This window comes from Chryseobacterium sp. TB1-D10 (assembly GCF_059803555.1).
This window is the reverse complement of sequence record NZ_JAPFHB010000004.1, coordinates 1-19,945: the sequence shown is the minus strand read 5'-3', so window position 1 is coordinate 19,945 and position 19,945 is coordinate 1. Positions and strand designations below refer to the sequence as shown.

At 37.1% G+C, this 19,945-nt stretch carries 20 protein-coding genes; 12 read left to right on the top strand and 8 right to left on the bottom strand.

Annotation, left to right across the window (positions count from 1 at the left end):
• From OPU68_RS06545 to OPU68_RS06520, 6 genes are all read left to right on the top strand, one after another.
• The gene (locus OPU68_RS06545) at nt 1–792 is read left to right on the top strand and encodes a phage baseplate protein (protein ID WP_498473208.1); all 792 of its coding nucleotides are present in this window, start codon (nt 1–3) and stop codon (nt 790–792) included.
• Between the two features lie 9 nt (nt 793–801).
• Nucleotides 802–2,391 carry a hypothetical protein gene (locus OPU68_RS06540; protein WP_498473207.1) on the top strand — a complete coding sequence of 530 codons (1,590 nt, stop codon included), beginning with the start codon at nt 802–804 and terminating at the stop codon, nt 2,389–2,391.
• A 1-nt stretch (nt 2,392) separates the two neighbouring features.
• Nucleotides 2,393–3,421, top strand: coding sequence for a hypothetical protein (locus OPU68_RS06535; RefSeq protein WP_498473206.1), 1,029 nt, complete (start codon nt 2,393–2,395; stop codon nt 3,419–3,421).
• A 14-nt stretch (nt 3,422–3,435) separates the two neighbouring features.
• Nucleotides 3,436–3,852: a hypothetical protein gene (locus OPU68_RS06530; protein WP_498473205.1), complete on the top strand. Its 417-nt coding sequence runs from the start codon at nt 3,436–3,438 to the stop codon at nt 3,850–3,852.
• Between the two features lie 9 nt (nt 3,853–3,861).
• Nucleotides 3,862–4,239 (top strand): hypothetical protein, encoded by a 378-nt coding sequence (locus OPU68_RS06525; protein WP_498473204.1) that lies wholly within the window; start codon nt 3,862–3,864, stop codon nt 4,237–4,239.
• Between the two features lie 109 nt (nt 4,240–4,348).
• Entirely contained in the window at nt 4,349–5,113 is a 765-nt protein-coding gene (locus tag OPU68_RS06520) for a TatD family hydrolase (protein ID WP_498473203.1), read from the top strand.
• A 69-nt stretch (nt 5,114–5,182) separates the two neighbouring features.
• On the opposite strand, the gene recA is transcribed toward OPU68_RS06520, so the two are convergent.
• The 4 genes from recA to pfkA form a co-directional block, all read right to left on the bottom strand.
• On the bottom strand, nt 5,183–6,184 hold the full coding sequence (recA, locus tag OPU68_RS06515) for a recombinase RecA (RefSeq protein ID WP_498473202.1): 1,002 nt from the start codon (nt 6,182–6,184) through the stop codon (nt 5,183–5,185).
• Between the two features lie 91 nt (nt 6,185–6,275).
• The gene (locus tag OPU68_RS06510; protein ID WP_498473201.1) at nt 6,276–7,472 is read right to left on the bottom strand and encodes an oxygenase MpaB family protein; all 1,197 of its coding nucleotides are present in this window, start codon (nt 7,470–7,472) and stop codon (nt 6,276–6,278) included.
• A 117-nt stretch (nt 7,473–7,589) separates the two neighbouring features.
• Nucleotides 7,590–8,594, bottom strand: a complete 1,005-nt coding sequence (gene gap, locus OPU68_RS06505; protein ID WP_498473200.1) for a type I glyceraldehyde-3-phosphate dehydrogenase — start codon at nt 8,592–8,594, stop codon at nt 7,590–7,592.
• A gap of 57 nt (nt 8,595–8,651) precedes the next feature.
• A complete protein-coding gene (gene pfkA / locus OPU68_RS06500) occupies nt 8,652–9,638 on the bottom strand; it encodes a 6-phosphofructokinase (RefSeq protein ID WP_498473199.1) in 987 nt (328 codons plus the stop codon).
• Between the two features lie 249 nt (nt 9,639–9,887).
• Between pfkA and OPU68_RS06495 the strand changes: the two genes are divergently transcribed.
• On the top strand, nt 9,888–10,814 hold the full coding sequence (locus OPU68_RS06495; protein ID WP_498473198.1) for a malate dehydrogenase: 927 nt from the start codon (nt 9,888–9,890) through the stop codon (nt 10,812–10,814).
• A gap of 64 nt (nt 10,815–10,878) precedes the next feature.
• Here OPU68_RS06495 and OPU68_RS06490 read toward each other — a convergent pair whose 3' ends face one another.
• On the bottom strand, nt 10,879–11,787 hold the full coding sequence (locus OPU68_RS06490; RefSeq protein ID WP_498473197.1) for an NAD(P)/FAD-dependent oxidoreductase: 909 nt from the start codon (nt 11,785–11,787) through the stop codon (nt 10,879–10,881).
• Between the two features lie 123 nt (nt 11,788–11,910).
• On the opposite strand from OPU68_RS06490, the gene OPU68_RS06485 reads away from it, so the two are divergent.
• Entirely contained in the window at nt 11,911–12,285 is a 375-nt protein-coding gene (locus OPU68_RS06485) for a Fur family transcriptional regulator (RefSeq protein WP_498473196.1), read from the top strand.
• Nucleotides 12,286–12,289: 4 nt separating this feature from the next.
• Here OPU68_RS06485 and OPU68_RS06480 read toward each other — a convergent pair whose 3' ends face one another.
• Both OPU68_RS06480 and OPU68_RS06475 read right to left on the bottom strand, forming a co-directional pair.
• Nucleotides 12,290–12,667, bottom strand: coding sequence for a hypothetical protein (locus OPU68_RS06480; protein WP_498473195.1), 378 nt, complete (start codon nt 12,665–12,667; stop codon nt 12,290–12,292).
• 3 nt (nt 12,668–12,670) lie between these two features.
• Nucleotides 12,671–13,228 (bottom strand): DUF4256 domain-containing protein, encoded by a 558-nt coding sequence (locus OPU68_RS06475; RefSeq protein ID WP_498473194.1) that lies wholly within the window; start codon nt 13,226–13,228, stop codon nt 12,671–12,673.
• Between the two features lie 130 nt (nt 13,229–13,358).
• On the opposite strand from OPU68_RS06475, the gene OPU68_RS06470 reads away from it, so the two are divergent.
• The 4 genes from OPU68_RS06470 to OPU68_RS06455 all read left to right on the top strand — a co-directional run bounded on the left by OPU68_RS06470 (nt 13,359) and on the right by OPU68_RS06455 (nt 18,389).
• Nucleotides 13,359–15,551: an outer membrane beta-barrel protein gene (locus OPU68_RS06470; protein ID WP_498473193.1), complete on the top strand. Its 2,193-nt coding sequence runs from the start codon at nt 13,359–13,361 to the stop codon at nt 15,549–15,551.
• Complete coding sequence (locus tag OPU68_RS06465) at nt 15,520–15,744, top strand: hypothetical protein (RefSeq protein ID WP_498473192.1); 225 nt, start codon at nt 15,520–15,522, stop codon at nt 15,742–15,744. The genes OPU68_RS06470 and OPU68_RS06465 overlap by 32 nt, the downstream gene beginning before the upstream one ends.
• Before the next feature lie 71 nt (nt 15,745–15,815).
• On the top strand, nt 15,816–17,462 hold the full coding sequence (gene pafA, locus OPU68_RS06460) for an alkaline phosphatase PafA (RefSeq protein ID WP_498473191.1): 1,647 nt from the start codon (nt 15,816–15,818) through the stop codon (nt 17,460–17,462).
• 156 nt (nt 17,463–17,618) lie between these two features.
• On the top strand, nt 17,619–18,389 hold the full coding sequence (locus OPU68_RS06455; RefSeq protein WP_498473190.1) for a TIGR02757 family protein: 771 nt from the start codon (nt 17,619–17,621) through the stop codon (nt 18,387–18,389).
• Nucleotides 18,390–18,777: 388 nt separating this feature from the next.
• Here OPU68_RS06455 and OPU68_RS06450 read toward each other — a convergent pair whose 3' ends face one another.
• Nucleotides 18,778–19,659, bottom strand: a complete 882-nt coding sequence (locus OPU68_RS06450; protein ID WP_498473189.1) for a polysaccharide deacetylase family protein — start codon at nt 19,657–19,659, stop codon at nt 18,778–18,780.
• Nucleotides 19,660–19,945 lie beyond the last annotated feature (286 nt).

Here is a 19,945-nt window from a genome sequence, read left to right as displayed (position 1 = left end):
ATGAATAAAGTAGATTATAATCAGCCAGGCGGTTTTCCTTTTTCCACACAGATTTTGGACGCTGCTCAGGAAGCATATAAAACTTTTAATGCTTACGGAAATTACGCCGGAGATTTAGCAATTATTGCAGGCTGTGAAGTTGGAGGCGGCGGAAACGTTACATCCGGCTTTGTCTCAATTTATGGCGAATTGTTGCCATTCCAGGGCGGTCAGATTTCGAACAATGTTGCAATAGTTGAAACGGCTGATGCACGAGGTTTTGAAGATGGTTCTGTAAAGCCTGTAATCTATACAAGATATGCAACATTCGGTGAAGCAACTGTAAGTTATCCGTGGTCAAGCTTCAGAAGACCTTTAACCTTATTTCAGTTGGAAGATCGTCTGTTGAAAGTCGAGAAAACAGTACCAATTGGTTTGGTTGCGGTTTGGGGCAAATTTGCTGAAGATGTTCCGGAAGGTTGGTTGCCGTGGGATATCGCAGCAGGCTGTGTAATAGTAGGTAGAAAAGCAGGAGATCCCAACTTTGCAAATTTAGGAGGTTATGTTGGTGCTGCACAAGTTACACTAACGGTTGATCAGATACCTTCACACAATCACGATAGTGAAATTAACTCATCCGGTGATGATGTAGATAGTGATGGTAACGGATCAGCGGTTGTAACATCTTGGCGTGAAATTACAGGTATCAACAGACAGAATGTAGTAAGGCTTAAAAATAAAGGAGGCGGTCAGTCTCACAGTAATATCCAACCTTCATTAATTGCAGATCACATGATCTTTGTAGGATTCTAAAATTAAATTATGCCAACTGTAGAAAAAAATATTATAAAAGAATGGTTTCGAAACCTGAAAAAACCCGACCAAGATCAGTTTTGGTCTTGGCTTGATAGTTTCTACCACAAATTGGAAGGTATCGCTATTGATGGCATTACAGGCCTTCAGGATGCTTTGAACAAAAAAGCCGATTTGGTAAACGGTGTAGTTCCGGAAAACCAATTGCCTTTTACAGTCAATACCAATGAGGTAATAAACATTGGATTAATAGAAGTTACAGCCAATAATGTAAAAATAAATGTTCACGAAAGCGGATCAAATAAAGTCAGAATTAATGGACAAATTATTGAAAGATCGTTTGTGAATAACCTACCATTCACGGCTGTAAGTGAAGGTAATAAATTTTTAAGAATTGTTGCACGAAATGAACCCGGTCTTTTTTTCCTAAAGCAAAGTGCAGAATCTGATGAACCACAAGAACCGACATTGGGTGCAGGAGAAATCCACGTCCGATTGATTTTGGTAACTCCTGACGGTTCTTACATCGATCCGCAATTGCTGAACGGTTTTAAAACAAAATCTGAAGACACTTGGAAAACTGAATTTCCGAACAAACTTGGGAATTTTGCACTTAATTATACGGATGAAAGAACTTGTTTTTCACTTGAAACACAAACTCCATCTGCTACAACTAAAACGCTACAATTAGTAAATTTTGGAGTTGAAACAACACGAGATGTTCAGTTTACAATCAAAAATAATACATTAGGATCGGTGGTTATTCCTGCTTTGGCTTCTGACGGTCTTTTGAAAGGTTTCGTAGATAATACACCATTCACAATACCGAGCAAAGGAACTGTTTTTGCAAAATATAACCACGTCCGAAATATTGTCGAGATTTTGAAAGCAGGCAGTACAGTTGATCTTTCCGGTTATGCTACACAAGCAGGTTTGGACGCTGAAATTGTAAACCGTGCGGCAGCAGATAGCAATCTTCAAACTCAGATTACCTCAATTAATAATCAAAAATCTTCTGCTGTAGATAAGATGCTGCACTATTGGGACGCAACAACTACAAAATGGTTAAGCGCCGGAATTTACTATCTATCTTCAAAAATAGGAATCGGAACAACATCTCCAGCAGAAATGCTTGAGGTTAATGGTAGAATTAAATCAAATTCTATTGTTTTAGGTTCTGATATAGGTACAGCTGTACCAAATGAATTGGGGCGAAAATCAGGGTTATTATGTGCAGCAGATGCAAGCGGAGTTTTAAGGTATTATTCAGCCGGAAGTAGATTTGTTTATACACCGACTGGAAATTTCACAATGTCTGCGTTAAAAACAGCGGTTGAGGCTGTAGGTATGATTTTTAATAGCATAGTCATCTATGTAAATCTGGGAAGTAATAACTACACATGCACCATTGATATTGGCGCATCAAATACCAATACTTCTGGAGTGATATTAAGATCCGGAACAGGGTCTTTAAGTTTTGCATCAATCCGAACGTTAGATTCAGGTGTTAGTTCTATTACAATTCTTAACGGAAATCAATCATCTTACTGTGCTTTTATACTGATGGATAAAGACTACGTGAAAATTAAAAATAATTAACGTGAATATAATACCTTATTTTTTGATGTTGGATGACGATGATACGCCCATGGTATTTCAGATCGACACTCGCAACATTGTTGCAGGTGCTACAGATGGAAGTGAGAATCCGTTAACGTTCAGAATTCCTTTGAGACAAAGAAGTGATCAGTCCGGCATTATAAGAGTTTCTGATGGTAGAGCCGATATTTCTGTGAATTCCTCAACGCCTTCAACAGCTTTTAATTTGACTTTTGCGACTGCCGGAATATATACGATCACGTTGTTTGGGAAGTTTGTTGACTTCAGTTTTTATAATACTGTTAATATGCCTTATGATCGCTTGAAAATTATTTTAATTTCTCAGTGGTCGAATGTGATGATATTAGGAACTCGCTTTTTTTATCAGTGTGCGAATCTTGTTATAGACGCACCTAATGTTTTGGTATTACCTGTTGTTCCCAGTTGGTGTTTTCAGCAGATCAAAGAAATTAGAAGTAGCTTAAATCTGATTGACACTACCAAAGCGACTGATATGGATAGATCGGTGTATTTTATTGCAACACCCTTGTCGTCAACTTTTAATCCGTTTTTTCAATCATTAAATATTGTATTACAACTTTATCAAGATCTAACTTTTACACCGGCTGTCAACAAAATAGAAATAATATCCAATAGCGTAGTAACATTATCGCAGCCGTGGAATAACATAATTTTTCAAAACACCGGAAATATCGAATTAATATGCCAAACGCCTAATCTAACAACGATGTTTCGGGTTATCTGGAATGGAGAAGTAAGGACAAGATGTCACGCCGGAAAAATCGACGTAAGAAATGTGACGAATACAAATCAATGGCTTAACAGCGTAATGCCACAAGCCAATGTTGATGCTACACTTTTAGGGTGGGCTAATCTTCCATTTATGCAGGCGGGCGTAACGTGGAACTGGAATGGATCAAAATATAGTAATAATGCAGCTGTAATAGCGGCATATAATAAAATAACTGTCACCTGGGGCGTGATATTCACAGGTCTCACAATGGCTTAATAAAAACAATAGTAATGGCAATATTAGCAATACCAATAGCAAATATGAACGCTCCGATGAATGATGTGGAAAGAATTGTAAGCATCAGCGGTTTAATATGGGCAGATCAAACGAAGGAAATGTATGTTAATTATAAAATTAAGTACATAAAAAATGGTGTTGACATCACTCAGGCTTTGAATAAAGAAGTCCGACCAATCCGCATTCATAACGATATGACAGTTTACCAAAGGAATCTGGCTGACTTTTCAAAAGTGCCAAATCCTGACTTTGTCGACGTTGAAAGTACACCAACGACACTTCAATATTTAGAAGCCCCTGCCTATGATTATATCACACAGATTTTCACAGAACATCCAGAACTCATTTGGATTTTTCTATCTGGCTATATTATGGAAAATTGGGCTGATGGATGGTTTGATAACATATAAAAATTAATTATGACACTTATAAACTTTTTTACAGAAAACGTTGCACCACATATAGGAACTTTTCTCAGCGCTATATTAGTTGGGTTTGCAGGCTATGTATTTGGCGGACAAAAAATGAAAGCTGAAGTTAAAGGCTTAGATGCGGATGCGGAAGGCAAAGAGATCGAAAACTCGGATAAAATCGTGAAACTATATAAAGATGCCATCGATGATTTAGGAGGCCGATATGAGGTTAAATTTAAGGAAATAACCAACATGTATGAATCTAAGGTGAAGCTATTAGAAGATGAAATTAACCTGCATAAGCGTATAATTGCACAATTAAAGGAAGAAAATTCAATGCTTAGATCAAAAATTAAAGACAACGGCATTATTCTCAATATTTAATTTAATACATTTAAAAACCATTTAAAAGGTGTTTTAAATGGTTTTTTTGACCTTTTGTTTTAGTAATTTTGACTTTTTGATTTGGCGTTTATATATTGGTCTGAATAAAATGATAGATACACACACACATTTATACTCCGAACAGTTTGATGAAGACCGCAGAGAGATGATTCAGCGGGCTTTGGACAAAGGCGTGGAGAAATTCTTCCTTCCTGCAATCGACTCCGAAACTCACGAGAAAATGCTCCTTTTGGAAACCGAATATCCCGGCAAAATATTCTCGATGATGGGATTGCATCCTTGTTCCGTTCAGCCGGAAAGTTGGGAAAACGAATTGCAGTTAGTTCAAAATTATCTGGATCAAAGAGATTTTGTAGCGATCGGCGAAATTGGAATTGATCTTTATTGGGACAAAACTACGTTGGATATTCAGGTAAAAGCTTTTGAACAGCAGATTGATTGGGCGATTGAAAAAGATATTCCGATCGTGATCCATTCGAGAGAAAGCTTTGATGAAACTTTTGAAGTTCTGGAAAGAAAAAAACATCCGAAATTACGTGGGATTTTCCATTGTTTTTCCGGAAATCTAGAACAGGCAAATCAGGCAATCGACCTCAATTTTGTTTTGGGAATCGGCGGCGTAGTGACTTTCAAAAATGGGAAGATTGATCAGTTTTTAAATCAAATTCCATTAGATAAAATCGTTCTGGAAACAGATTCACCTTATTTAGCTCCAGTTCCTTTCCGCGGAAAACGAAATGAAAGTGCTTATGTAGAATTGGTCGCTGGAAAATTGGTAGATATTTATGGGAAAGACTTTTCTGAAATCGATAGAGTTACCACAAAAAATGCGTTGAAACTGTTTGGTATATAAATCTCGTTATCCACATATTTTCAAAATAAAAATTAAAGGCTGTGAAATTTTCACAGCCTTTAATTTTTATTATTTATTCTTAATGATCTCTCTGATTTTACCTTCGATTTCCTCAGATAATTCGGGGTTGTCTTTTAATAAATCTTTTACGGCATCTCTACCTTGTCCTAATTTTGTGTCCTCATAACTGAACCAAGATCCACTTTTCTTAACAACAGCAAGATCTACAGCCGTATCCAGTATTTCTCCGGATTTTGAAATTCCTTCACCGTACATAATGTCAAATTCAGCCATTTTGAAAGGTGGAGCAACTTTGTTTTTCACAATTTTAACTTTCACACGGCTTCCAACAGCTTCATCACCGTTTTTGATCGGTGCACTTGCTTTTCTAATGTCTATTCTAACAGAAGCGTAGAATTTAAGTGCATTTCCACCAGTTGTGGTTTCAGGATTTCCGAACATCACACCAATTTTTTCACGAAGCTGATTGATAAAGATCACTGTACACTTCGTTCTTGAGATTGAACCAGTCAGTTTTCTCAAAGCCTGAGACATCAATCTTGCGTGAAGACCCATTTTGGAATCTCCCATTTCGCCTTCGATCTCTGCCTTTGGCGTCAATGCCGCCACAGAATCGATTACTACAATGTCAATTGCGCCGGATCTAATTAAGTTGTCTGCAATTTCCAAAGCCTGTTCACCATTATCCGGTTGAGAGATGATTAAGTTTTCAAGATCTACTCCCAGTTTTGCAGCATAGCTTCTGTCAAAGGCGTGCTCCGCATCTATGAATGCTGCAATTCCGCCCGTTTTTTGAGCTTCTGCAATGGCGTGTAATGTCAATGTGGTTTTACCTGAAGATTCAGGTCCGTAGATTTCAATAACTCTTCCTCTTGGATAACCGCCAACGCCTAAAGCGAGGTCAATTCCTAAAGACCCTGATGGGATTACTTCTATCGTATGGTCCACAGAATCTTCTCCCAAAGTCATTACAGTTCCTTTTCCGTAGGTTTTATCTAGTTTTTCCAGCACCAGTTGTAGTGCTTTTTTCTTATCTTCGTTTGTACTCATTATGTCAAAAAATTATTCTCAAAAATACGGAATTTTACAATCAAAATCCAATATTATTTTGTTGCGAGACGTTAAATTTATTAATTAAAATTTAGTGAAAGTTTGAATTTTTTGTAATGTTTAGATAATCGCTCAGGACTTTCATTTGATCCTTATTTCCCTTCTTTATCCGTGCTTCTCTGCTGATTGTTTTTTCATAAATTTTATTGAAAACTTTCTTGGATAATGGAAATAGATTTCTGTTTTTCACTTTAGGAATTTCTAATCTTTCACAAACTTCATCGTCCAGCAAGAACCAGGTACAGCAAATGTGCAAGTACCGAAGATTTCTCCTTTGAAAATTAAATTTGAGAATCGGATTTTCCAAAGATTCATTTAATAAAGAATGCGCTAATAAAACAGAATCTTTATCTGCTGGCGGTTGAACAGAAGTCCATAAATAGAAATATTCTGTCGCTTGTTTTTTGTCATCGGGCAGAAGTTCTTCCGGAATTCCTAATAGATAACCAACATATTTCCAGAGGTGAAAAAGTCCTTTTTCTTCTTGCCCAGAAAATGAGTTTCCTAATTTGTGCAGACTGTATGAAAACACGAGACTGAAACCAATGTAAGTGGCCATCATATCCCAGGAATTGATCGGTTCTCCCCAGTTTCTGGTGTCCCAGTTTTTATAATGTTTTTTGATGGAAAGTCTTGCGTAGGAATGGATCAATCTTGTTTTAATGGCGAATTCGTAACCTCTTTGATGGGTTAAAAGAGAATTGGTTCTGGTAACATTGACCCAAAAATCCAAAGTTTCCGATAAGCGTTTGACAGCACCTTTTTTCAAAGCTTCTGTAACGATCAATGGTTTGTTGAGATATGCATAATCGTATCCGCCGATTAAACAATAATCTCTCAGCGAAATCAAAGAATCCACGTTGCATCGCATGCAAAGCTCGGCGCCTCTTTTTATTAATTCAAAATCTACCCATTCCGGAACCGATTGAGTTTGTCCAAAGAGCGTTTTGGTACTTTCAGGAATATTATCGTTTTCAGAAATGCCATTTCTAATATAATTTTCAATTTGTTTTGAAGCTTCAGGAAATGATTGTGTAAAATAAATATCTTTTACGACTTCATCTCCAATTTCATCAACGTGATAATAGTATTTAGAAAATTTATCAAAATCATTAAAACTAACATTTGCACCAGAAAATTCTTTCAGTTTTTTACCATTTCCGGTTTCCCAAAAGTTTTTGAAATGACTTGAATTCTTATATCGAGGCTGTAAATTTGGTTTTTCCATCTAAGATAAAGTTACAATTATTGCTCCATAATTTGATTGTGAGTTTTATCATTAATGAACCTAAAAAAACCTTTCAAAATGAATTGAAAGGTTTCAGTTTTTATTGAATAATTCAGATTACAAAGAAGCTGAATGTACAAGCATATCTGCCAATTTGTTAGAATATCCCCATTCGTTATCGTACCAAGATACCAATTTCACGAAAGTTGGGTTCAACATAATTCCAGCCTCTTTATCAAAGATTGAAGTTCTGGAATCGCTTACGAAATCCTGAGAAACTACAGCATCTTCAGTATATCCAAGGATACCTTTCAATTCGCCTTCAGATGCAGTTTTGATAGCTGCACAGATTTCTTCGTAAGAAGTTGGTTTGTCTAATTTTACAGTAAGATCCACTACAGAAACATCAGCAGTTGGAACTCTGAAAGACATACCGGTCAATTTCCCGTTAAGAGAAGGGATTACTTTTCCTACAGCTTTTGCAGCCCCTGTAGAAGAAGGGATAATGTTGTTAAGTGCAGATCTACCACCTCTCCAGTCTTTTGCAGATGGTCCATCTACAGTTTTTTGAGTTGCAGTAGTTGCGTGTACAGTTGTCATAAGACCTTCAGCAATTCCAAAGTTATCGTGGATTACTTTTGCAAGAGGTGCAAGACAGTTGGTTGTACAAGATGCGTTTGAGAAGATAGCGATATCGTTCGTCAATTCTTTGTGGTTTACACCCATTACAAACATTGGCGTATCATCTTTTGGCGGAGCAGAAAGGATTACTTTCTTAGCACCAGCGTTGATATGAGCTTGTGCAGTTTCTTTAGAAAGGAATAAACCTGTAGATTCTACGATATATTCTGCACCTACTTCATTCCATTTTAGGTTGTTAGGATCTTTCTCAGCAGTTACACGGATAGTTTTCCCGTTTACCACAAGGTTGTTACCTTGAACTGATACTTCTCCTTTAAACGTTCCGTGAACTGAATCGTACTTTAGCATATAAGCCATGTATTCTGCATCGATAAGGTCATTGATCCCTACAACTTCGATGTTTTCTCTTTCAGTCATTGCTCTGAAAACTAAACGTCCGATTCTCCCGAATCCGTTGATTCCTACTTTAATTGTTGACATATTATTTAAAATATTAAGGTTTTATTTTGTACTATAAATTTACGAAAAATTGACGGATTACATAGCAAGAATCTCTGCTATTTTGAGTAAATCCTTGTCGATTTCGTTGTGTTTTTTGATGGCTTCTTCAATTGGTGTGTAAACGATTTTGTTGGATTGCATCCCCACCATCACTTTGTTTCTCCCTTCCATCAATCCTACGACTGCGCCGTAACCAAGATTGCTTGCAAGCACTCTGTCTGCACAGCTTGGCGATCCACCTCTCTGGATGTGACCAAGAATGGTTACGCGGATATCATAGTTAGGGAATTCTTCTTTGGTAGCTTTTGCCAAGTCATAAATACTTGCTAATTCTTCACCTTCTGCCACAACGACGATGCTTGATGATTTACCAACTTTTTCTGCTGTTCTGAATGTGCTGAAAAGATCCTCCAAACTGTCTTTTCTTTCTGGGATAAGAATGTCCAAAGCACCAGTTGCGATTCCACTGTTAAGTGCGATGAAACCTGCATCACGACCCATTACCTCTACAAAGAAAACACGGTTGTGAGAAGTTGCGGTGTCACGGATTTTATCAATCGCGTCCATTGCTGTGTTAAGTGCAGTGTCGTAACCAATGGTTTTGTCTGTCCCGAAAATATCGTTGTCAATGGTTCCCGGAACACCTATTACTTTGATTCCAAATTCTTCGTTGAATATTTTTGCGCCGGTAAAACTTCCGTCTCCACCGATACAAACCAAAGCATCAATACCTAATTTCTGACACTGTTCAAAAGCTTTTTTTCTGCCTTCCGGTGTCATAAATTCTTTTGATCTTGCAGATTTCAGAATTGTTCCGCCTTGATTAATAATATTTTTAACGGAACGAGGTCCCATTTTGGTAACATCTCCTGCGATCAGACCATTGTAACCTTCACGTATTCCGTAACATTCTATATTGTAATAGTTTGCTGTTCGTACAACAGCTCTAAGTGCAGCATTCATCCCGGGAGCATCGCCTCCGGAAGTGAAAACCGCAATAGATTTTATGTTGTTTTCTGACATATTTTCAATTTTTTTCAGAGCAAATTTACGAAATAGGAATCAGATTAAAGAATGACTTTATTATTATGCTGCAAATTCTATCATAGATCAATTCCATAAAAACAAAATATGACAAATGTTAGAATTAATTTTTTCTACGGTTTTCTAAGTTTTATTATATTTACGGCAATACAAAATAAAATTTTAAACCAACAATAAATTATGAAACAAATTGTTTCGTAATATTTAAAAACAATAAACAAATATATTATGAAAGTTACCGTAGTTGGCGCAGGCGCAGTAGGAGCCAGTTGTGCAGAATACATTGCAATGAAGGACTTCGCAGCAGAAGTTGTTTTGGTAGATATCAAAGAAGGTTTTGCAGAAGGGAAAGCAATGGATCTGATGCAGACTGCATCTTTGAACGGTTTTGACACCAAAATCACCGGAACAACTGGAGATTACTTCAAAACGGCAGGTTCCAAAGTTGCAGTGATCACTTCCGGAATCCCAAGAAAACCGGGAATGACGAGAGAAGAATTGATCGGCATCAACGCTGGAATCGTGAAAGAAGTGACTCAAAACTTGGTAAAACATTCGCCGGATGTGATTATCATTGTGGTTTCCAACCCGATGGATACAATGGCATATTTGGTTCACAAAACATCTGGACTTCCGAAAGAAAGAATCATCGGAATGGGTGGCGCTTTGGACTCTGCAAGATTCAAATATAGATTGGCTGAAGCATTGGAATCTCCAATCTCTGACGTGGACGGAATGGTAATCGCAGCACACTCTGATACAGGAATGTTACCACTTTTCAGCAAAGCAACCAGAAATGGTGTCCCGGTTTCTGAATTCTTGAGTGAAGACCAAAAGGCTTCTGTAATTGAAGAAACTAAAGTTGGTGGTGCAACTTTGACCAAATTATTGGGGACTTCTGCTTGGTATGCACCGGGCGCAGCTGTTTCTGTAATGGTTCAATCTATCCTTTGCGACCAGAAAAAAATGATTCCTTGTTCATTAATGCTGGACGGCGAATATGGCGAAAGCGACATCTGTCTTGGCGTTCCGGCAATCATCGGCAAAGATGGTGTTGAGAAGATAGTAGGCATCACTTTGACAGAAGAAGAAAAAGCGAAGTTTGCAGAAGCAGCAAAAGCGGTAAGAGACGTGAATGGAGATTTGAAGTTTTAAGCTTTAGATTTTGATATAAAATGAAACCATCCTGAAATTTTTCGGGATGGTTTTTTTATTTTTATTAAAAATTTTCTGTTGTCAACTCCGCATTTACCATTGCTCCAGCAAAACTTCCGGTATAAACGGCATTGGCAACAGAACGCATCGGACTGGAGTTGTCGCCACAAGCAAACAATCCAGCAACATTTGTTTTCTGAAATTGGTCAATTTTAATGTGACCAAATTCCGTAAATTCTACACCTAAATTTTCCGGAATATCTGAATGCTGACTGAAAGGAAATGCACCATAAACTGCTTCGAAATTCAAAACTTTGCCATCATCCAGAATTAGGCTTTCAACCATTCCGTTTTGATGTTTCATTTCGGAGATGTCTGTTTCTATGATTGCAATATTATTCCTTTCCAATTTTTCAAGTTGCTCTTTCGTGAAATCAGCTTTTCCTCTTGTGAAAATTGTGAGGTCTTTGGTTAGATTATTTACCAAAGAAGCAATGTGAAAACCACGTTCGCCATTCGCAATGATTCCTGTTTTCTTATTCTGAAATTCATAACCGTGACAGTACGGACAATGGATCAATGAGATTCCCCAACATTTATCAAAACCTTTGATACTCGGAATTTTATCTACAATTCCTGTTGCAAAAATCAATTTTTTGGATTCAAATTTGTCGCCTTTTTCTGTTGTGATTTCAAATCCAGTTTCCGCTTTATTTCCTGATTTTGCAAAGCCTTCATAAAATTCGACCGTATTATATTTCTCAACTTGCCCTCTTGCGATGGTCGAAATTTCTTTCGGCGTTTTTCCGTCCTGCGTTAGGAAGTTTTGGGAATGTGGCGTTTGTGCATTGCAGGGTTTTCCGCTGTCGATGACCAAAACTTTTCTGAGTGAACGTCCAAGTGACATCGCTGAGGAAAGTCCAGCGTAACTACCTCCAATTATAATAGCATCAAATTTATTTTTCATTTTCAAATTTTAATTTTATTTATTCTTGGTTTAAAGGCCATTCGCAAAACGCCAATAGCTAAAAGCCATTTAATTCTTGCCAAAGTTAATATTAATTTCTATTATTGCAACAAAATCGCATTAATAAAAATGAAAAGAAGAAACACACCCGCAAAAGAAGCCGTTCTGAATCTATTGACGAATACTGGAAAAGCGATGAGCCAAGATGCCATCGAAGGAAAAATCAACTTGGAAATGGACAGAGCAACGATTTATCGTGTTCTGAATAGGTTTTGCGAAGACGGAATTCTCCACCGGATTGTAGCGGAAGATGGAAAACAGTACTTCGCCGTTTGCATCAAATGTGATGAGAAAAAATTAGCCGACCATCATTTTCATTTCCGATGCACAGTTTGCCAAACGATAGAATGTCTGCCTGTTCCGGTTCAGTTTTCTATTCCAACAGGTTATCGGGTGGAAAGTGTGAATTGTGTTTTGACGGGCGTTTGCAAGGATTGCGCTTAGTAACTTAATCTAAATAATTTCGAGCCTCGAAATCCTTAATCTGCTTTTTCGTCGCCAAAGAACGCCAGGCTATTTCCAAAACTTTTGTCACCAATTTTCGGTCGTGACAATCTTTCCACATACAGATGTAAGGATAATTTTTGAAATGGTCTGGTAAGTGAAAAACTTCAGGATAATTTTCCAAATAATAATCTCTCGATTCAATACCAATTCTGATGGGGATAAATTCGCCATTGTCGTGAAGCCGGCACATTAGTTTTCCACGGACTTTTACTGAGGGCGTTTCTTCGTGAGAAATACTTTCCTCCGTGTCAGGAAATGAAAGTGCAATATTCTTCACGAAGTCAAAATCGGAATAATTGAAATTGATTGCTTTTTTCATCAATCAAACTTTCAAAACACCGCGAAAACCTCTCGCAGCGTAATAAGATTCTGCACCGTTGTGATAAAGAAAAATCGTATTGTAGCGTTTGTCGCAAAAAACTGCACCACCTAACTTTCTGATTTCATCAGGCGTTTTCACCCAACTTGATGTCTTCAGATCGAAGTTTCCGAGCGTTTGCAAATGTCGATATTGTTCTTCATCCAAAATCTCGATTCCGATTTCGTTGGCCAAATCTATGGCGCTGTTCGCTGGTTTATTTTCCTTTCTGGAATCCAAAGCTTTTCGGTCATAGCAAAGGCTTCTTCTGCCTTTAGGGCTTTCTGCGGAACAATCGAAGAAGAGATATTCTTCTGTATTTTTATCATAAGCAACAACATCTGGTTCGCCTTCGGTTTTTTCCATTTCGTGGAGTGACCAGAGTTTTTCAGGATTAAATTCCAGTTTTTTCTGAATATCTTCCCATTTGATATTTTCGTGCCGGGTTGGATTTTTTTCGAAGCGTGTTTTCAGAGTTTTAATTAATTCCTCTTGCTGTTCTGATGATAATTTGTTTTTCATAAAATTGGTAATGATTTAGTTTTCAAAACATTCTTTCAAATTTAATAAAAAATGAGAGTCTCACAGATAAAAATAAAATTTTGGATGTAACAATTGTAAGCGTTTAGTTGTCTTATATAAAAACTAGCTAATGAAATTACTCTTATCCTCATTGGGATTATTGTCGGGAACCTTATTTATCGCGCAAACGACAGCTGACACCATCAAGTCCAAGGAAATAGAATCTGTAACATTAATTGCCAGAAAACCAACCGTCGAAAGCAAAGCGGACAGAACGGTTTTCAATGTCGCAAACAGTTCCATCCTTGCGGGAAATACTACCTGGGACATTGTGAGAATGACACCTTTGGTAAGCATCGATAACAATGATAATGTAAAAGCGGAAGGTGAATCTGTGACGGTTTACATTAATGACAGAAAATCGGTTTTTACAGGTAAGGAACTGAAGGAATATCTTAAAACAATTCCGGCGGACAACCTAATGAAAATAGAGGTCATCACAAGTCCTTCTTCTCGTTATGAAGCAACCGGAGCAGTCATTAATATCGTGTTGAAAAAGCGTGATGACGAAGGTCTGAAAGGAAGCATTTCGCTCACAAATACTCAAAATACGAAGAACAACCAATACGGAAGTTTGAACCTGAATTATCATAAAAAGAATTTCACGCAGACTTTCACAGGAAGTTACAGCGATAATGTTTTCATCACGGAGAACTCAAGTGATTATTCTTATTATGAAAATAAAAATCGACAGCTCATCAACTCCAACAGTGCTTACACAAACAAAAATCCGTCTTTTTCGTCAACTTCAGAATTTGAACTGAATGACAAAAATAACATCGGTCTCGTGATGGAATATTTTAATGGAAAAAGAGGTTCTGATTCCGATTCTTTCACAAGGTTTTACAATGATGGAAATTTCCTAAAACACAATTTTCAGAAATTGAACAGTTCCAATACGAACGGCGTTTTGGGAACTAATTTGTTCTATAAATATTATGACAAGGAGAAAAATAAAATCTTAGATATTAATCTCGGCGTCAATTATGATACGGACAAAGGTTCAACTGGAAGAACGCTTCAAAGTTCGGCAAAAGAACTTTTGGAAGATCCTGAAAAATGGAAAAGTATTCCGGTTTCTCAGCAAACGCTCATTAATTCTGATACTCAGAACAGAAATTATTTTGTAAAAGTTGACTTTACAACGCCACTTGGGAAAAATGGTGGAAATCTGGAAGTTGGCGGAAAAGCGAATTTCAATAACAATGTCATTCCGAACACGTATCTGGATTTGATTAATATTAACAACAATCTGAACAGCGATTTCCATTATACCGAGAATATCAATTCACTTTATTTCAATTACAGCAAGACGTTTTTTGAAAAGCTGGAAACCAGAATAGGATTGCGTTATGAATACATCAATTATAAAATCAGGGAAAATGTGAGTAACAAGGGAAGAAACGATTCTTACGGAACGTTTTTGCCCAATCTATTGGTGAAATATTCTTTCTCGCCAAACTATGATTTGAGCCTGACTTACAACCACAATCTTTGGAGACCTTGGTATTCCGAGTTCAATCCGTTCGAAGTACCGAATAACAATGGAATCTATTACCGCGGAAATATGGATCTTTTGCCAAATCCGAGTGACAGGATTGTGCTGAAGTTTGGGATCCATAAAAAATATTTCATCTCTGCAAGATATATGTTTACCGATCAGGATTATTGGGAAAATTATAAACAGGAAGGAACAGAAGAAACAGGAATTAAAACCATTGTTTTCCCGGATAACTTCAAAGGAAAAGTGGAGAAGTTTTACCTTTTCGCCAACACCAATCAGAATCTTTTCAAAAATAAATTGAATGTGAATTTCGGAGTTGGCTGGTATTATATTGATAACAGCGATTTCAATTCAAGAAACAAATTGAGTCCGGACAATAATTATATCAGTTATTTTTCAGGTTCTACTAACTTGTCTTACACCAATTTGTTTAATAAGAACATCAATCTTAGTGCGTGGATGAGTGTTGATAATCAGAACAATGGGAACTCTGTGGCAAATCAATACAATTATTTCCATAACCTTTCCATCACCAAGATATTCCCTGTTTCCCAAATCGAAACCAGCTTGCAGTTTATGAATATTTTCAAAAGACCAAGTATGAACACGACCACTTACAGCCAGATTGGAACATTCCAAAACTACAACAAATGGGATTGGTACGGCGTTTCTCTGACATTCGTAAAACGTTTCGGAAATCAAAAAGTGAAAGAAAATACCAAAACCGATGTCGAGAAAAACTCCGGCGGAAGCAAATAGCGATTGGCAATGGCTTTTGGCAGTTAGCTTTTTAAAATATTTTCTAAAATCAGAACGGGCAATTGCTCGTTCTTTTTTTATAACTAAAATTTTAATCTTTGATGAGTTTTACGCCTTTGCGAACCTTAAAGATATTTTCAATAAACTCAAAAAAATCCTTGCGCGCTTTGCTTTCAAAATTTTTTATAACTAAACTTTAATAAAATTTCACATCCCAAAACTTTTGAAAGCCGTAAATTTGGGCTCAATAAAAAGTAAAATTCAATGTTCAGAAAAATTCAGATTTTCGTTTTGGCAGTGGCTACATTCGGAAATGTAAATGCTCAGAAAACAAAAATCAATTCAGGAGAAAGACCAAAACTGGTTGTCGGATTAGTCGTTGACCAGATGCGTTGGGATTACCTTTACCGCTTTGAGAAAAAATTCGGGAAAGGCGGATTCAAAAGACTTTTGGGCGAAGGTTATTCTCTTAATAATGTTCATATTCCATACATTCCGACGGTTACTGCTATTGGACATACTTCCATTTATACAGGTTCGGTTCCATCGATTCACGGGATTGCCGGAAACGATTGGACCGACAAAGAAACCGGAAAAAATGTCTATTGCACATCAGATGACAGCGTGAATCCTGTTGGAACAACGGATAAAAAAATCGGAAGCCATTCTCCGAAAAATCTTTGGTCAACCACAATGACAGACCAATTGAGAATTGCAAGCAACTTCAAATCAAAAGTTGTCGGCGTTTCTTTGAAAGATCGTGCTTCGATTTTGCCGGCTGGCCACAATCCGACGGGCGCTTTTTGGTTTGATGATTCATCCGGGAACTTCATTACAAGTTCTTATTATATGAATGAACTTCCGAAATGGGTTACGGATTTTAATGGTCAAAAAGTTCCTGAGAAACTGTTGGCAAACGGCTGGGAAACCAGCCTACCAATTTCTGAATACACAGAAAGCACAGCAGATAATGTAGAGTGGGAATATCCTGTTGGGACAGCGAAAGACCCGGTTTTTCCTTACAAAAATCTATTGACTGATTATGCGACGAAAAAGGGTGTCATCAGAACTACGCCTTTCGGAAATACTTTGACTTTGAAGTTTGCTGAAGCGGCTTTGGATAATTATACTTTAGGAAAAGGAACTGAGACGGACTTCCTTGCCATTAATCTGGCTTCAACGGATTACGTTGGACATTCTTACGGACCAAATTCCATAGAGGTGGAAGATACTTACATCAGATTGGATAAGGATTTGGCTGCATTTTTCAAAATGTTGGATGAAAAAGTGGGCAAAAACAATTATCTGGTTTTTCTTTCAGCTGACCACGGCGGTGCCAATGCAGAAGGTTTCCTGAGAGCCAACAAAATCTTAGGTGGTTTCTATGATGACGGATTGGAAAAAAACCTTGGTGCAGAATTAGAAAAGAAATATGCGAATTCTAAAGTGATTTTGGGTATTGATAATTATCAGATTTACCTAAATCAAAGTTTGATTAAGGAGAAAAAACTAGATGAAGACGATATCAAAACCACAATTATCAACAGCCTGAACAAAGACCCAAGAGTTTTGTACGCCGTTGATTTGAAGAAAATCGGTTCGTCCGCAATACCAGAGCCAATCAAATCGAGAGCAATCAATGGTTACAACTGGCAAAGAAGTGGCGATATCCAAATCGTTTCGCACGACGGAATGCTACCAACTTACGCCAAAAAAGGAACCACACACAGCGTTTGGAATTCCTACGATTCTCACATTCCATTGATTTTTATGGGTTGGGGAATCAAGCACGGCGAAAGCAACAAGGATTATAATATGACCGATATTGCACCAACCATTTCTGCTTTACTTCACATCGAATTTTCAAGTGGAAACATCGGAAATCCTATTACAGAAGTGATTGGAAGATAATTTTGTTTAAATATTTATCGCAAAGGCGCATTTATTTTTAAAAAGTATTGTTTTAAGTCGCAAATGTTTTCAAATCGGAAAGTTTGCGACTTTTTTTGTGTTTTTATCAATCAATTCTTACGACTTTGCGATAAAACTAATCCGTATTTTTGTAGAATGAATTTGAAAGAAAAAGACATCTTCGATTTGCTCAATGAAAAAGCAGAACTCTACAATTCACCGGATTTTATAACTGATGACCCAATCCAGATTCCGCATCGTTTTTCTTTGAAGCAGGATATTGAGATTGCTGGTTTTTTATCCGCAAGTATCGCTTGGGGAAACCGAAAATCAATCATCAATGACGCGAATAAAATGATGGAATTGATGGGAAATTCGCCGTACGATTTTGTAATGAATTTCACAGAAAGTGATTTGGATAAAATTCCACAGAAGGCAATTCACAGGACTTTCAACCACGAAGATTTTATTTTCTTTCTAAGGAATTTCAGACGTATTTATTTTCAGTTTGAAAGTCTCGAAGACGCGTTTCTCATCAACGAAGATGAAACCAATTTCTATCATTCGATTGAACGTTTCCGAAACCAATTCGTTTCCGAACAACACCGTGGGCAGAAACACGTGAGTTCACCTTACAAAAATTCGGCTTCAAAACGATTGATAATGTTTTTGCGTTGGATGGTTCGGAAAGATAAGAAAGGTGTTGATTTTGGGATTTGGCAAAATATCGATGCAAGATTCTTGTCTGTTCCATTGGATGTTCATACCGCGAATATCTCTAGAAAATTAGGAATATTAACCCGAAAACAAAACGACTGGAAAGCTGTGGAAGAATTGGATTTGATACTTCGAAAATATAATTCGGCTGACCCTGCGATTTACGATTTTGCTTTGTTTGGATTGGGTGTTTCTAAAGAGTTTGATTAAAAACCTGAGTTCGATTTATAAATTATTAAAATATCAATAGGGACGGGCTTCAGCCCGTCTGAAGAAATGAATTTCTAATTGGCTTTAGCCAAAATTTGCTCTAATTTTCGGCTAAAGCCAGGATTCCGTTCATTCTATCATTGGGCTAAAGCCCAACGCTATTGAATTAGTTTCAAATCAGTATGGATTATCTATGATTTTGAAATTTAAAATAGTCAAACTCAGGTTAAAAGTGAAAATCTCCTAGTTCATTAAAACTGGGAGATTTTTTATATAAAGTTCTTTTATTATGAATTAGGTCTTCGACTCCGCTCAGACTGACATCGCACAAATTTTTATGTCTTTTGAGAGGTGTCACACTGAGCGGAGTCGAAGTGCTTTTTATTGCTTACTTCAAAATATCATTAATATTAGGATATTCCGAGATTTTTCGGAACTCAAAACGGTTTCTGTTCTGCAAATCTGAAATGAACAAATCTAGTTCCCGAACCGAATCATCGTCCTGAAGATATTGGTCGTGCGTCAGGAAAACCAAATGCCGGGAAGTCTTTTCTAAGTCGTTGAAGAAGATGCTGTCCACACGTTTTGTCATTTCTTTGTGAGTGCCTTTCAGTTTCATCGCATTAGTTGGTTTCCATTCCAAATCCCAGCCAACCAAAACATAGCCGGCTTGTTGTAATTCGTCTGCCGCCAATTTTGAAGTTTTGATGTCGGTATTATTGATGTTTGCTGTTCTCCAGATGTTTCGTCCGGGTGTTCTGGCGTATTTGTTTTTGAATTTCAGGCTGTCTCTAGCTTTGTCAAAATCGTGAATTACATTTTCGGGATTTTTGTAGAATTCAGAATATCGGTTCAAGGCGTGTGTGTAGCTGTGATTGGCAATCTCAACGAGTCTGTTGTTTTCCAGTTCCTTCAATTCTTTTGACTGGGTTTTGCTGTCATACGCATGTTTTCCAACGACAAAAGCTGTGATGGGAATTTGATATTTCTCGGTGATTTTTAAAAGGTTGCTCGTTCCTCTGTTTGGTCCGTCATCGAATGTGAGGTAAATATAACGTTTGTTCGGGTCGTCGGGAACGTCAGGTTTTGCGGAGATAACTTTTGCTGAGTTGGGGACGATTTCTTCTGAATTGATGTCTTTTGAAAGTTGTGCCTGTTCTTTTTCTGATTTTTTGTTACAGGATTTCAAAAAAAATACTGCTGTTGTGATAAAGGCAGCAGTCCCAAGAAAAACCAACAGATTTGATTTTTCCGCAAAAGTTTTTTTCATTGTAAATAATGGAATTTAAAGTTGTTAAAAAATGTTAATTAAGTTAAAATTTAGAATCAAACTCGATGCCGAAATCCTTTAGTTTAGACTGTTTTTAAAAATAAATATTAATTGATAATCAACTATTTATGTTTTTGTATTTACTTTTTATTGATATTTTGAAATTGTGTTAAAATTTGAAGTGTTGTAACATGTGGAATCTTACGCGCCCCGACTTGATTTCTATGGACAAACCAAATTATTTTGGTAGTTTTTTTCATAATGTCTGCCCGAATTGATGACCGCA